This is a genomic window from Salinimonas lutimaris (genome assembly GCF_005222225.1).
In the GTDB taxonomy this organism is placed as follows: Bacteria; Pseudomonadota; Gammaproteobacteria; order Enterobacterales; family Alteromonadaceae; genus Alteromonas; species Alteromonas lutimaris.
Genome location: NZ_CP036536.1, coordinates 737,993 through 752,164 on the forward strand (window position 1 = coordinate 737,993; position 14,172 = coordinate 752,164).

At 49.4% G+C, this 14,172-nt stretch carries 10 protein-coding genes; 4 read left to right on the forward strand and 6 right to left on the reverse strand.

The genetic code is table 11. The annotated features are described in order from the left end of the window. The first annotated feature begins 174 nt into the window (after positions 1 to 174). The 3 genes from acnB (at position 175) to lysC (ending at position 4,785) form a co-directional block, all read left to right on the forward strand. Complete coding sequence (acnB, locus tag EZV72_RS03195; RefSeq protein ID WP_137165877.1) at positions 175 to 2,787, forward strand: bifunctional aconitate hydratase 2/2-methylisocitrate dehydratase; 2,613 nt, start codon at positions 175 to 177, stop codon at positions 2,785 to 2,787. A 164-nt stretch (positions 2,788 to 2,951) separates the two neighbouring features. Then, on the forward strand, positions 2,952 to 3,404 hold the full coding sequence (locus tag EZV72_RS03200) for a DUF192 domain-containing protein (RefSeq protein WP_137165878.1): 453 nt from the start codon (positions 2,952 to 2,954) through the stop codon (positions 3,402 to 3,404). 31 nt (positions 3,405 to 3,435) lie between these two features. Further along, entirely contained in the window at positions 3,436 to 4,785 is a 1,350-nt protein-coding gene (lysC, locus tag EZV72_RS03205; RefSeq protein WP_137165879.1) for a lysine-sensitive aspartokinase 3, read from the forward strand. A gap of 342 nt (positions 4,786 to 5,127) precedes the next feature. Here the strand turns inward: lysC and EZV72_RS03210 are convergent, their stop codons facing one another. From EZV72_RS03210 to EZV72_RS03235, 6 genes are all read right to left on the reverse strand, one after another. Further along, positions 5,128 to 6,108, reverse strand: coding sequence for a restriction endonuclease (locus tag EZV72_RS03210; RefSeq protein WP_137165880.1), 981 nt, complete (start codon positions 6,106 to 6,108; stop codon positions 5,128 to 5,130). A 190-nt stretch (positions 6,109 to 6,298) separates the two neighbouring features. Further along, the gene (locus tag EZV72_RS03215) at positions 6,299 to 6,823 is read right to left on the reverse strand and encodes a hypothetical protein (RefSeq protein ID WP_137165881.1); all 525 of its coding nucleotides are present in this window, start codon (positions 6,821 to 6,823) and stop codon (positions 6,299 to 6,301) included. A gap of 67 nt (positions 6,824 to 6,890) precedes the next feature. Next, on the reverse strand, positions 6,891 to 8,987 hold the full coding sequence (locus EZV72_RS03220; RefSeq protein ID WP_137165882.1) for a TonB-dependent receptor: 2,097 nt from the start codon (positions 8,985 to 8,987) through the stop codon (positions 6,891 to 6,893). A 181-nt stretch (positions 8,988 to 9,168) separates the two neighbouring features. Further along, entirely contained in the window at positions 9,169 to 9,780 is a 612-nt protein-coding gene (locus tag EZV72_RS03225; protein ID WP_137165883.1) for a LysE family translocator, read from the reverse strand. Positions 9,781 to 9,880: 100 nt separating this feature from the next. Further along, a complete protein-coding gene (locus EZV72_RS03230; protein ID WP_137165884.1) occupies positions 9,881 to 10,795 on the reverse strand; it encodes a LysR family transcriptional regulator in 915 nt (304 codons plus the stop codon). A gap of 227 nt (positions 10,796 to 11,022) precedes the next feature. Next, entirely contained in the window at positions 11,023 to 12,399 is a 1,377-nt protein-coding gene (locus EZV72_RS03235) for a glycoside hydrolase family 68 protein (RefSeq protein WP_137165885.1), read from the reverse strand. A 606-nt stretch (positions 12,400 to 13,005) separates the two neighbouring features. Between EZV72_RS03235 and dusA the strand changes: the two genes are divergently transcribed. Continuing rightward, on the forward strand, positions 13,006 to 13,995 hold the full coding sequence (gene dusA / locus EZV72_RS03240; protein ID WP_137165886.1) for a tRNA dihydrouridine(20/20a) synthase DusA: 990 nt from the start codon (positions 13,006 to 13,008) through the stop codon (positions 13,993 to 13,995). Positions 13,996 to 14,172: the final 177 nt, after the last annotated feature.

The following is a 14,172-nucleotide window of genomic DNA, read 5'->3' on the forward strand; positions in this document are numbered from 1 at the left end:
TTTATGCATCATATGCGCTGCATAACCAGCGTGAATGATGGCTATAAGTGAATGAAAGCGCCTTATCATTCAAAAAAATGCTATATGCCGATATAATTCCGGCGTTTTATAAGTCATGCCCTGCCGCCAAGACCGTTTACTTTAACCGGCAGGATCAACTATGAGGAAGAAATCGTGTTAGAAGAGTATCGCAAACACGTAGACGAACGTGCTGCACAGGGTATCCCTCCTAAACCACTCAATGCCGAACAGGTCGCCGGGCTGGTTGAATTACTGAAAAACCCACCTGCAGGCGAAGAAGAATTTCTGTTAGAGCTTATCTCTGACCGTGTTCCTCCGGGTGTTGATGAAGCAGCCTATGTTAAAGCTGGCTTCTTAAGCGCTGTGGTTAAGGGTGAAGACGAAAGCCCATTAATCAGCCGCGAAAAAGGCGTAGAACTGCTGGGCAACATGCACGGTGGTTACAACATCGCGACCCTGATTGAGCTGCTGGACGTTGACGCGCTGGCACCGCTGGCGGCAAAAGAACTGAAGCATACGCTGCTGATGTTCGATGCTTACCACGATGTGGAAGAAAAGCACAAAGCAGGTAATAAATTTGCTACTGAAGTTATCGAGTCATGGGCAGAAGGCGAGTGGTTCACGTCGCGTAAGCTGATGGACGACAAGATGACTTACACTGTGTTCAAAGTAACCGGTGAAACAAACACTGATGACTTGTCTCCAGCACCTGATGCATGGTCTCGTCCGGATATTCCTCTGCACGCCCTGGCGGCTTATAAAATGACCCGTGACGGTCTGGAGCCAGAAGAGCACGGCGTGACAGGCCCGATGAAGCAAATCGAAGACGTGAAGGCGAAAGGCCATCCGGTAGCCTTTGTGGGCGACGTCGTGGGCACAGGTTCATCACGTAAATCAGCCACAAACTCTGTATTGTGGTTCTTTGGTGAAGATCTGCCAGGCGTACCTAACAAGCGCGGCGGCGGTGTGTGTATTGGTAGCAAAGTGGCGCCAATCTTCTTTAACACCATGGAAGATGCCGGTGCACTGGTATTTGAAGCCGATGTAGAAAAAATGAACATGGGCGATGTGATCGACATTTTCCCGTATGAAGGCAAAATTACTAACCACGAGACAGGCGAAGTGCTGGCAGAGTACAGCTACAAGTCAAAAGTGATTCTGGATGAAGTGCGCGCTGGTGGCCGTATCAATCTGATCATCGGTCGTGGCCTGACAGAAAAAGCCCGTGAGACACTGAGTAAAGGTCCTTCTGATTTGTTCCGCAAACCAGAACAGCCAGTCGACAGCGGCAAAGGCTTCTCACTGGCACAGAAAATGGTAGGTAAAGCTTGTGGTGTTGACGGGATTCGTCCGGGCACTTACTGCGAGCCTAAAATGACGACAGTAGGCTCTCAGGATACTACTGGCCCTATGACCCGTGACGAACTGAAAGACCTGGCGTGTCTTGGCTTTACCGCTGACCTGACCATGCAGTCATTCTGTCACACTGCGGCCTATCCTAAGCCGGTTGATATTGAAACACAGCACACGCTGCCAGATTTCATTATGAACCGCGGCGGTGTTTCACTGCGCCCTGGTGACGGTATCATCCACAGCTGGCTGAACCGTATGTTGCTGCCTGATACTGTAGGTACTGGTGGTGACTCTCACACCCGTTTCCCTCTGGGTATTTCATTCCCGGCGGGTTCTGGTCTGGTTGCCTTTGCGGCCGCAACCGGTGTTATGCCACTGGATATGCCAGAGTCCATTCTGGTTCGTTTCAGCGGTAAGCGTCAGCCTGGAATTACGCTGCGTGACCTGGTTCATGCGATTCCTCTGTACGGCATCAAGCAAGGTCTGCTGACGGTTGAGAAGAAAGGTAAGATCAACCAGTTCTCTGGCCGTATCCTTGAGATTGAAGGTCTGGAAGATCTGACTGTAGAACAGGCATTCGAACTGTCTGATGCATCCGCTGAGCGTTCAGCTGCCGGCTGTACTATCAACCTGTCAGAAGAGTCGATTGCTGAGTACCTGCGTTCTAACATCACCATGCTACGCTGGATGATCAACGAAGGTTACGGTGACCCGCGTACGCTTGAGCGTCGTGCCCAGAAAATGGAAGAATGGCTGGCGAACCCTGAACTGATGCGTGCTGATGCTGATGCAGAATACGCTGAAGTGATTGAAATCAACCTGGATGACATTAAAGAGCCGATCGTATGTTGCCCGAACGATCCTGACGATGCCAAAACGCTGTCAGAGGTTGCCGGTGACAATGTGGATGAAGTTTTCATCGGTTCATGTATGACCAACATTGGTCACTTCCGTGCTGCCGGTAAGCTGCTGGACAACTACGGCAAGACGCTGCCAACTCGTCTGTGGATTTCTCCTCCGACCAAGATGGATAAAGCGCAGCTGATGGAAGAAGGCTATTACAACATTTACGGTCGTGTGGGTGTGCGTACCGAAATGCCTGGTTGTTCACTGTGTATGGGTAACCAGGCACGGGTTGACGCTGGTGCAACAGTACTGTCTACCTCTACCCGGAACTTCCCGAACCGTCTGGGTGATGGCGCGAATGTTTACCTGACGTCTGCTGAACTGGCAGCGGTAGGTGCTATCGTAGGCCGTATTCCTACTGCAGACGAGTATATGGAATATGCAGGCAAGATCGATTCAATGGCGAGTGATGTATACCGCTACCTGAACTTCGACAAGATGGAAAGCTTCAAAAAGGCAGAAGAAGACGCGAAGGCGAAGATTATCCCTACGCTGAATATTGCCTGAGTTTAGCCAAATAAAGATATCAAGCCGGGCACCGTAAGGGCCCGGCTTTTTTTATGCCCTCAGCCAACTGGATCATTGTTTTAAGCAGTTGTAGACTGCCAGACGCCTATTCTGATAAAACAGGACAGGTAACCAACATCCTCTCGGTATGATTAAGGAACATTATGAAATCGTTTAGCGTGCTTACCGCGACCTTTGCGGTGTCTTTGCTGGCTTTGTCAGCCTGGTCCTGCGCACAGGCACCGCATCAGACACTTACGTTTGACGAGGCGACCATTGAAATGGGCGGTAAAGCATATCAGCTTGAATATGCCAATACGCAGGAGCAGCGGGCCATGGGTCTGATGTTCAGAGAGCAGATGTGTGCCGACTGCGGTATGTTATTTAAGTTTGAGCCCGCTAAACAAGCCAGCATGTGGATGAAAAATACTTTTATACCGTTGGACGTGGCATTTATCGACAGAAACGGCGTGATTACTGATATAAAACCACTCAACCCGCAGGAATTGAAATCTGTCGGGGCATCGAAAGTGGTGACGTATGCGCTGGAAATGAACCGGGGTTGGTTTGCTGAACATGACATTCATGTTGGCGACCAGATTATTGTCAATCCATAGCTGAATAAAGCCAGCGAATACGGAGAACATCGTGACCAAAGCGTTAACTATCGCCAAATTTGGTGGTACCAGTGTTGCAACCTATGAAGCAATGCAAAACTGCGCCCGCATAGTGGTGGGCAATGAAGCAACCCGAATAGTAGTGGTCAGTGCCTCTGCCGGCGTGACCAATCATCTTGTGAGCCTGGCGCATACGCCAATGACACAGGAACAGATCGGCGATGTGTGCGAGGCTATCAAAGCCATTGAATACGCCATTTTAGAAAAATTACAGGACAAAACCGCTGTAGAAGCCAAATTGAACGACCTGCTGGCAGAGATTCGTGAGCTGGCGTATCACGAAGAAATTCTGCACCGCGACGATCTGAAAGATCAGCTGTTGTCGATGGGTGAACGCATGTCTTCACTAATGTTCAGTCAGGTCGTAGCAGAAGCAGGCCAGTCGGCGATTAACTTTGACGTACGTAAAGTGCTTCGAACCGACAGCGAGTTTGGCTGCGCGGCGCCACAGCTGGAAACCATCAGCGAACTGGCAGAGCAATTACTGCGTCCTGAACTGGCGGCCAATATTGTAGTGACTCAAGGCTTTGTGGGAGCTGATGATCAGGGACGTACCACTACGCTGGGGCGTGGCGGGTCAGACTTTACCGCTGCCTTGCTGGCCGAGGCACTGCGTGCACAGGTTTGTGAAATCTGGACGGATGTGGCCGGAGTATATACCACCGACCCGCGTATTGCCGACAAAGCCCATCCACTGCCTGAGCTGAGCTTTGAAGAAGCCGCAGAAATGGCGACCTTTGGCGCTAAGGTATTGCACCCGGCGACCATGGAGCCGGCACTGCGCCAGAATGTGAAGGTGTTTGTAGGCTCCAGTAAAGAGCCGGAAAAAGGCGGCACCTGGATCATGAAAGACTGTGAAAATGAGCCGCCGTACCGGGCCATTACACGGCGTAAAGAGCAGGTCATGGTCACGGTAAAAACACCCAAAATGCTTTATGCCCAGGGCTTTCTGCAAAAGGTGTTTTCCATTATTGCCAAACATAAGCTCAGTGTAGACCTGGTAACCACGTCTGAAATCTCGGTGTCTTTCACACTGGATAATCCGGCAAATTCTGTGGCTTCACGCTTAAACCGTGAAACCATTGCAGAGCTGGAAACGATCTGTGACGTGAAAGTGGAAAAAGGCTTTGATCTGGTGACCGTAGTGGGTAACCACATGCAAACCGCCAAAGGGGTATCCAGCAAGATTTTTGCGGCGGTATCAGACTACAACCTGCGTATGATTTGCTTTGGTGCCAACCCGCACAATATGTCACTTCTGGTTAACGAAGATAACAGTGCCGAGATAGTGCAAAAGCTCCACCATACACTGTTTGAATAACACCCCGTATCGATTCTCCCGCCACCGCGGGGGAATCTAAATATGCTATTTTTAGCAACAGGCCATCTATGTATTAAGCGCGTTGAAAAGCACTTTGACTTCTTTACTAGAAAACTCGTTGTTCTCTCCCAAGTGACTTGAGTATATGTTGGGTAGAACCGGAAGACTCTTCGATTTACATAAGATTGGAGTCAACGTTTAAAAGCCAGAATAGAACTATTTCAACAAGCAGGAAGTGAACAGCATAAAATCTGCTTAAGCGATTAGATAAACAGATATGCGGCTACGGCCTGGGAGCTGCATTATATATGTAGATGTACCGACTTAATATTTACACATAGTCTAAGAAGTGATTATCTGCGGCAATATCCCGATACCCAATTGCTCTTTACTGGAAGGCGACAACTCATCTATTCTATCGTAAATCCAATCAACAAGCTTTGACCCATCCATTACAGATATGTTCTGTCTAGTAGCAAGTTCTAAAGTCTCATCAGCTACATTAGCTGTTGTGATAAGCCATTTATCAACATGCTCATCTTCCTCGATAGCAGCCAATTGGCGAATACCCCATCCATCAGTCACTCCGCGGTGATGCTTAACTTGTATGAATACTCTATTACTCGATACAGGGTCAGTTCGACTTGCTTCTATGTCGATATCAGAAATATCAGATGTCTTATTTTTTGCAGCTATATGCGCCGAATAACCTTCCAGTTCCATGAGTTCTTTTACCAACCTCTCTAAACCATAACCGCCGCTTGCCAGTGTGGTAGACCCATCTTTCAGTCTTGAAAGTAACGTCTCTTTAAAGTCAGCAACTTGCTTGTCCTTTTTCTGTTGGAAAATACTATCAAAACAAACTTGGTTGTTGTCTTTTAACTGAGTGATGTAGCCCTCTATTTCATCTGCAAATTCATTCAGTGAAGCGATAGTCATTCTTATTTTTAAACGGCTTTCCAATCGCTCAGATAGCTTCGCTCGAGGAATTTTTATCGGTTCACCATTTTTATCTTTGAAGTAGTCGACATTAATGCGATTTGCTCCATAGCCACCATTTTCATCATAAGATTTTCCTTCTCGTACTATTCCAATGACAATAGCTCTGTGTACAGGAATTACGACAATATCTCCGGGCCTAGAATGAAAAAATCGAGAAACTTGATTCTTTTGCCGACCAATATTGATCTTTTTATCTTCAACATATCTTATTAAATCTTCAAAGTTAGAGAAAGACGACATTTCAATGTTGGCCCACCCGTATCCAGCTAAATTTTTAGAAATTAAATCACTGGGGCTTCGAACTAAAATTATTTTATTCACACTTTCTCCTTAAAGTTTATGAAATCCTGTATACCGAATTCTAATGCCTGAATTACTAAAAGATTGACAGTCACCGTTAAACAGCGACAGAGAGGCCGACAATTATTCTTTGAGCAAGCTATAGCGACTTCAAGATTCGATTATAGTTGACTGTGGATGATTAGTTTGGACAGACACTCAATCTTTTTGATTAAGCGTCGATTTTGCGGCTCAGGGCTATCCATTGTGCACGATGACCGTGCATGGCACGGCTGATGGGAAATGAGCTGGTGACAAAGTGATGGGTTTTGACTTTGGCCAGGCGCTCAAACGAATAGTTCTGAGGCAGACCGGCGGCATGCAGGAAGCCGTTCAACATTCCCTGATGCTCGTTACTGCGAGTCTGAAATTGCGGGGACATTAGCAGGCCGTACCCTTTGAGGGCAAGTACCTGATTGGTTCGTCTGACTTTGGCAATCATGGCCACATTAATCAGAATCAGGCATAAAAAGCCAAATACGTTGGGCAATGTGGCAATAGCGCTCACCCGCGGATAAACACTGAGCTGCTGCGCATAGAGCTCATCAAAATTCTGATACGTGACCAGCGCCATAGCAGCCAGTAACAGCAAGCTGGTGATAATGACCGCGGTCAGAATTTTCAGTGCTTTGTCGCGCGCATAAATGGCTTCTTCTATATCGGAAGCGGGACGCTGATGAGAATGAGTATCTGGCATAACCGTTACATAATAAAAAACCGCTTAGCATGATAACATGATGCTAAGCGGTTTTTTCAAGCGCGGCTTAATAATCGTACTGTACGCTTAACATGTAGTTTCGCGGACGACTCGGAAAATAGCGGTCGCCAGAGAAGCTTGAGTAATCTGCCCGCTCAGCATAGCGCTCATCCAGCAGATTATTGACCCGGGCAAATACGGTCACCCCGTTGCCAAAGTCATAGGCGGTACGCAGGTTCAGTAAGTCATGGCCTTCATACTCGTGCAGATTTTCCGGATCCGTGTAGTAGTCATCCACATGTTGCCATTCCAGTGCTACCTGAGTGTGCGCATCTGGCAAAAAAGTCAGGCGTGTGTTGGTCTGAACCTTTGGCGCGGTGTCTACGTCGTTGCCATGAATGTTGATGTCATTAAGCACCTCATTATGCTCATAGGTATGACGGGCATAGGTACCGGCAAAGGCCAGCTGCCACTGGTCCGTCAGCGCGTAATCCAGGGACAGTTCTACACCCCGATGCCAGGTTTCGCCGTTACTGACATTGAAAAAGTCACTGTCACGGTAAATTACGTTGTCTTTACGCAGGCTGTAAACAGAAACCTGATAATCCAGTGCCTGCCAGTTACCTTTCACCCCGGTTTCCACGTTGGTGGCGGTGACAGAGACTAAGTCAGCGAGCTGCTGGTCACGCTGAAGACGATACAGCTCACTAGCCTGCGGCGCACGGTAGCCGCGTGAAACACTGGCATAGACCTGGGTTTGCGGACTGACTGCATAGCTTAGTGACGCTTTTGGACTCAGGTTAGAAAAACTGTTGTCGGTGCTGGCCGGACGGCTATAGCGGCATCCGCCAAAGCCACACTCGGTACCATCATCGCGGGTACGGCCATCCAGCAGATTGTTGGTATAGTCGTAATTCATATATTCGTAGCGGGCACCAAATTGCACCTGCCAGGGGCCATCAGCCCAGTTCAGGGCGGCGTACGGCGCGACCATTGTGGCATCCACTTCGTAGTCGTAATGCTGTCCCTGCGGAACAGTTTCAACCAGAAAGGCAGAACCGGTGGTGGGGCTGTCCTGATACTGGCGCAGGCTGCCCTGGGTAAATTCTACATCCAGGCCGGCATCCACTGACCAGTGGGTACTTAGCTGATGACGATACTGGGTTTGCACTCCGGCGCCTTGTTGCTCGTTTTGTTCAAGCGGCGTACCGGGCAAAAAGTGCATACGAAAATCCATGTCCTGATCGCGCACATACGGCGTCACGGATAATTGGTCGCCGTTGTTCAGCGTCATTTCAATCCGGCTCCAGATACGCAGTGCGGTGGCTTCGCGAAACGCCCCCGGGTCCTCGTTTGTCTGCGCCAGCGCTTCGTTTTTATAGCTTTCAAAACCGCTGATATACCCGGCAGTTTCCTGATCCAGATGGGTGTAAGTCAGGCCTGTGGTGATATCCACATCATCGCCGTTATACCGGTGACGCAGATTGACCTTCTCCTGATCAACGCCTTCTTCGTCACGGTAGCCGGTGTCGCGGGTAATACTGGCGTTAATACCAATCCCCGAGTTACCAAAATCCTTACCCTGACGCAGCTTGACCCGGTTATAGCCGTAGGACCCGTAATCATAACCCAGCATATGTACATCCCGGGTAGTGTCCGGGGTGATGACATTAATCACGCCATGAATGGCGTTTGAGCCATATAACACCGAAGCCGGACCTTTGAGTACTTCAATCCGCTGGGCCATTTCACTGTGTGCTTCAAACAACTCGTTGATATTACAGAAGCCGGCAGCCCGCAGTGGAATATTGTCTTCCGCCGCCAGAATGCCGCCGCACGCACCTGACCCTGTCAGTACCGGAGAGCGCAAAGCTGGCAGGTATTCCTGGCCATTGCCGCGCTGCACACCGGCACCGGCGACAAAGTTCAGCATTTCCTGAATGTGCTGAGAGCCGGTCAGAGCAATATCTTCCGGGCCGATGGTATCGACAATGATACCAGGCTGTGTGGTATCGCCGGCAATACGGGTGCTGGTTGTCACAACGTGCTCAATAGACTGGCTGTCTGCATCCGGGCTGTTGGATTGTGCGGCCTGGCTGATGGCCGGGGTGAACGTAGCGGCGATGGCTGAGGCTAAAAGCGACAAAGCGCGGACGTCGGTCATTGAATCTCCTGAAAAAGGCGGGTCATTAATTGGTGGTAAGCGAGCAATGGTAAGTACATAAGGCTGATAAATAAAGGTAATCGGGCTCACTCATGCGCGTGATGAGATATACGCCATCCCACCGCGGCAGGTTTACCGGTGGATATACCTACCAGCAGGCAGGGCGCTGATCAGATTGGCCTCAGGCCAGAATGACTCTGGCAGCCAGCCCCAGCAGTACAATGCCGGTCAGGCGGTCGAGCAGCAGCGCATGCTGCTTAATTTTACTGACCACCGAAGAGTGAGACAGGACCAGTGCGATAAAGGTGTACCAGAGACCGTCAAGCAAAAACGGAGTGGCAACAATGACCGCTTTGCCAGACAACGACTGGGCCAGATGAATAAACTGACTGAATAACGCCAGAAAAAACAGGGCGATTTTGGGGTTGAGCAAGGAAATCAGGACACCTTCCCGGGCACAGGTTGCCCATGAAGTACGATTGCCGGCTTTTAATGCTGCGGCCACTCCTTGTCTGGCGGTCAGCGCTGTCAGACCCAGCCAGGCCAGATAAGCCGCACCACCATAGGTAATAGCCGTAAACAGGCGGGGACTTTGCTGGAGCATCAACGCCAGTCCGGTCAGCGACAACAGCGCATATACAGCAAGGCCTGAGGCATGTGACCAGGCGGTGATGATACCGGCTCTGCGGCCATTGGCCAAAGTGTGTTTAGCGACTACAGCAAGGCTCGGGCCTGGTGACATTGCCCCAATTAAAGTGACGGTAAATAACGAAAACCATGCTGCCAGTGTCATACGATTCCAATTGGCTGAAAAAGAAAACGGTATCGTACGCGGAACGCTGAATGATTTGAAATCACATGTTTTCATGTGGGCTATGACTTTAAATCATTATTTACTGAATAGAATAATCACTATGCTGAAAAGCAAGCAGCATCTGCTCGCGGGCCCAGCGATGCGCCGGATCATTGTCATAACGCGGGTGCCAGACAATAAAATACTGGTTCAGACGAGTCTCAAAGGGCAATGGCTTGTAGGTGATTTGCCAGTGCCGGCTCAGATTATCTGCAATATGACGTGGCATCACCATCAGGTTATCGCTGCCTGACAGACGGTTTATCGCCGCAGTAAAAAACGGTACCTTCAACACCACTTTGCGCTGCATATTATGGCGTAACAGCCAGGCATCCGCTTCGATATCCTTGTCGCCGCCGCCGGTCACTTTGATATGTCCGTAAGCGGTAAACTGACTGATGCTCAGTGCCGCGTGACGGGCCAGCGGATGGCCCTGACGCATCACACATACGCTGTGATCCTCGCCAACTTTTAAATAGCTCAGTGTCTCGGGCGGCGAGACAAACATCGTGGAAGCCAGATGAATTCCGTTATCAGCCAGAGCATCCAGATACTGCTGTTGCCACAAGGTATAGTTAATCGACAGGCCGGGCGCCTGTTGTTGTAACCGGGCACTGATATCCGGCAGTACGTACTGGGCAATATAGTCGCTTGATGCAATTACCAGCTCATCCTGCCAGTCGGCAGGTACAAAAGGCACATCGGTGAACAAGTTATCACACTGGCGTAACAGCGTATCTAACTGAGGCTGTAATGCCTGAGCCCGGGGGGTAAGCACCAAACGGTTACCGTGGCGGACCAGTAACGGGTCGCCACACAATTCCCGGAGTTGCGCCAGTTGCCGGCTAACCGCGGACTGGGTCAGGTGAAGCCGCGCGGCGGCGCGACTGACATGGCGCTCCTGTAACAACATTTGCAACGAGCGCAATAAATTTAGATTTATCTGATTAAGCACAGCGACCAGTGAGTAAAAAGTCCGATGTCTCAGAATAACAGAGATTAACCAGATCGTGCTTGTTGGACACTGACTTAATTACTGCTGCTATACAGAGCATCTCAATCAAGGGAGGGCCGGAGAATCAGGCGGGTAATTGAAGTCACTGTAGCGGTTTTTATCTGACGGGGCAGGGAATAAGTCAGGGCGGACAATGCCGCCCTGTATCAGAATGTTCCGGTTATGAATTATGGAATAAACGGACCATCAAACGTATGGACAAATGAGGTTTCGGTATGTTTCTTGGTGACCATTTTCACAGTTGGCGTCAACGTACCGGCAAATTCACCGTTGACGTTATCCAGAAATGCCTCCACAAAACCACCTGGCATCGCATACCACGAGTAAGCCTGGGTATTATTTTCCGGCGGGTTAGCCAGTACCAGACCATGGCCATTGAGCGGCAGATAATCGCTCCGGATAGATGGACCTACAAAACCATACAAACCATCTACACCCACATCTTGTAACGCCGGAGCAAAGGTAAACTTATGGCTGATAGTCCATAAATAAACAAGGCCGCCAGAGAAGGTTGCATGTGGACGCTCAAGCTGCTGGTTTGTACAGTTGGCGTGCAGAATTGGCGGTAGCAGTTCAAACTCTGTCATACTGCCCTGTACTGACGACGCCAATCCGATATTACCATTGTAGTACTTAGCCTGAGGACTGACTGGCAGTTCGCCATCAGCGGCTGTAGCCACATCGGCAGTGCGATACGGTCCGGTATTAATCGGTCCGGTATTGTCGCTGTCATCCACCGCGCCACATTCTACTGTCTCACCAGGGCTGTTTCCTTCAAACAGCATGTACACCTGACCATCCTGAGGATTTTCAAATACCCACGGGTCGCGGAAACCGTAAATGATCGGACCGGCTGCAGACTGCTCAAGTGTCTGGTACATCTCACCATCAGCTTCGGCGATAATTTTGTGCTCGCTCCAGTCGCTAAAAGAAACACCGTTTGAGTCAGCCGAAATCGTTGCGCTGGCTACCACCAGTTTCTGCGTAAAGTATTCAGGGTCGTTCGGGCCTGCACCGTCACTGCCCGATGCCGTATAGTAAAAGTACACCTTGTCACCAATTAAGATGGTTGAGCCGGCCCATTCGCGAAGACCCGGTGGATCGACATCTTCAGGAAACACATCACCCTGATACTCCCAGCTCTCGCCATCACGAGAGACGGAGTAGCCGATTTCTGCTGTCCAGTGACGCTGAGGGAAGGCGAGGTCGCGATCCGCGGTGAGTGAAAAAATAACTTTATAACCTTTGTAATTAACGGTACGCGCATTCAGGTTAGTCATTGGCCAGGTATCCCAGATCCAGACTTCATCTGTGATAATTTCCGTTGGCATTTCATCTAATAAAGGCAATGTATTGTCGTCCGTGAGTGCAATGGTTGCTGCGTCCTGGCGCGTCCATGAATCAGTGTAGTCGGCCCATACAGGATAACTCGCTTGCTTTCTTGGGTTATCCGAAGAGGCTGCCTGAACCGAGCTTACTGCACCAAGGCCAAGCGCTACTGCGATTGATAAGGAAAGACTTCTCAGGGGACGTTTTTTTTTCATGCTTAATATTCCTGGTCTTTATTCTCAGAGCTACCGCCCATCGGTATGCCCTTAAAATTAAGGGCTGCAGCTGGTGTACCAGTTTGCTGTCAGGCTACTTTTTAAGTCAGTGAGTGATTGTTTACATTAGTATTAATGCATAAGTTCTAAATAACCCTTAATGACTTAAGATTAATCTGAAATGTTAAATATTTGTCATCTTTACTGTTCGAGTGGAAAGTTTTACAAACTTTGTCCACGGCTCATCATCGCTATAAACAGGTTTGGCGATACCGCTATAAGCAGATAAATAATCAGAGAAGCCGAACCTGAGGGCGTCTGTTAGTTGGCTATTAAATTGTTCGTGTACGCGGCAGCCGGATATTTTACGGCTGCATCACATGATAAAAGAGGCTTGCAGGTTTTTTACTTTGTACAAAATACAGTACAATAGCCCGTTTGTAAGTTGCCTGTGTGCCCGGGTCGGTTCATTCTGGAGCACGGTCTGAATATCTTGCCGTCACTGAAACGCAGGCATACTTAGCTCAATCTACAAATTTATTAAGACAATATAAGGTACTGGTTTTGGCTGTTACTCCCTCAAACCGAAAATTCTCTGTCGCCCCCATGCTGGATTGGACCGATCGGCATTGCCGCTATTTTCTGCGCCTGTTGTCTCAGCACAGCTTGTTGTACACCGAAATGGTCACTACCGGGGCACTGATTTTTGGTAAGGGTGATTATCTTGCCTATAACCAGGAAGAGCATCCTGTGGCGCTTCAGCTCGGTGGCAGCGATGCGGCCGATATGGCGCGCTGTGCTGTGATGGCGCAGGAGCGTGGTTATGATGAGGTGAACATCAATGTAGGCTGTCCCTCTGACCGGGTCAAAAACGGGAGCTTTGGTGCATGCCTGATGGCCCAGCCTGAGGTGGTGGCGGCATCGGTAAAAGCAATGCAGGCAGAAGTGGATATTCCGGTCACCGTAAAATGCCGTATAGGTATTGACGATATGGATGAGTACGAGGACTTTTCCCGGTTTATCGATATTGTGGCCGAGGCTGGCTGTGACACCTTTATAGTACATGCCCGCAAAGCCTGGCTGCAGGGCCTGAGTCCCAAAGAAAACCGCGAAGTCCCGCCGCTGAACTACCCCAGAGTGCATCAGCTCAAACAGGCGCGGCCTGAACTGAATATCAGTATTAACGGCGGTGTGAAAAGCCTGGACGATGTAGAACAGCAGTTGGCTCTGGTTGATGGTGTGATGGTTGGCCGGGAGGTTTACAGTAATCCTTACATCATGGCCGGGGTGGACCAGCGCATCTTTGGCAGTCAGGCTACAGTACCCACTCGTCGCGACATTGTCATCGCGATGCAGGCATATATTGAACGCCAGGAAGACCCCTGGTTTAAGCCGTGGCATGCTGCGCGCCATATTCTTGGGTTATATCAGGGGCAGGCCGGTGGCCGCATCTGGCGTCGTTATCTGAGTCAGAACGGTACGGGTAAAAACCCGGATCCAAACCTGCTGATGAATGCACTGGCTCAGGTGGAAGAGGCGCAGGCCAATGTCAATGCTTTTAACGAAAGCATAGCCTCAGAACAAGTGGCGAAATAGACTAAAGTATATTAGTCAAACTGACTAAATGTTGAACGCATTTAAAAGTCATATCTATATTCTAAAATGAATTAATTGAAAAAGAGTTTAATTATCAGCTTCTTAAGTGGTCTTAAGAAGCTGGCACAGCTTTCGCTATCCTAGGTTGTCTACACTTATTTAGTTACCTATACGACC

What these genes read in the sequence shown, in the direction of transcription:
- EZV72_RS03215 (WP_137165881.1), bottom strand. Translation starts at nt 6,823, where the DNA reads ATGCCAGATACTCATTCTCATCAGCGTCCCGCTTCCGATATAGAAGAA.
- EZV72_RS03225 (WP_137165883.1), bottom strand. Translation starts at nt 9,780, where the DNA reads ATGACACTGGCAGCATGGTTTTCGTTATTTACCGTCACTTTAATTGGG.
- EZV72_RS03200 (WP_137165878.1), top strand. Translation starts at nt 2,952, where the DNA reads ATGAAATCGTTTAGCGTGCTTACCGCGACCTTTGCGGTGTCTTTGCTG.
- EZV72_RS03235 (WP_137165885.1), bottom strand. Translation starts at nt 12,399, where the DNA reads ATGAAAAAAAAACGTCCCCTGAGAAGTCTTTCCTTATCAATCGCAGTA.
- dusA (WP_137165886.1), top strand. Translation starts at nt 13,006, where the DNA reads ATGCTGGATTGGACCGATCGGCATTGCCGCTATTTTCTGCGCCTGTTG.
- EZV72_RS03220 (WP_137165882.1), bottom strand. Translation starts at nt 8,987, where the DNA reads ATGACCGACGTCCGCGCTTTGTCGCTTTTAGCCTCAGCCATCGCCGCT.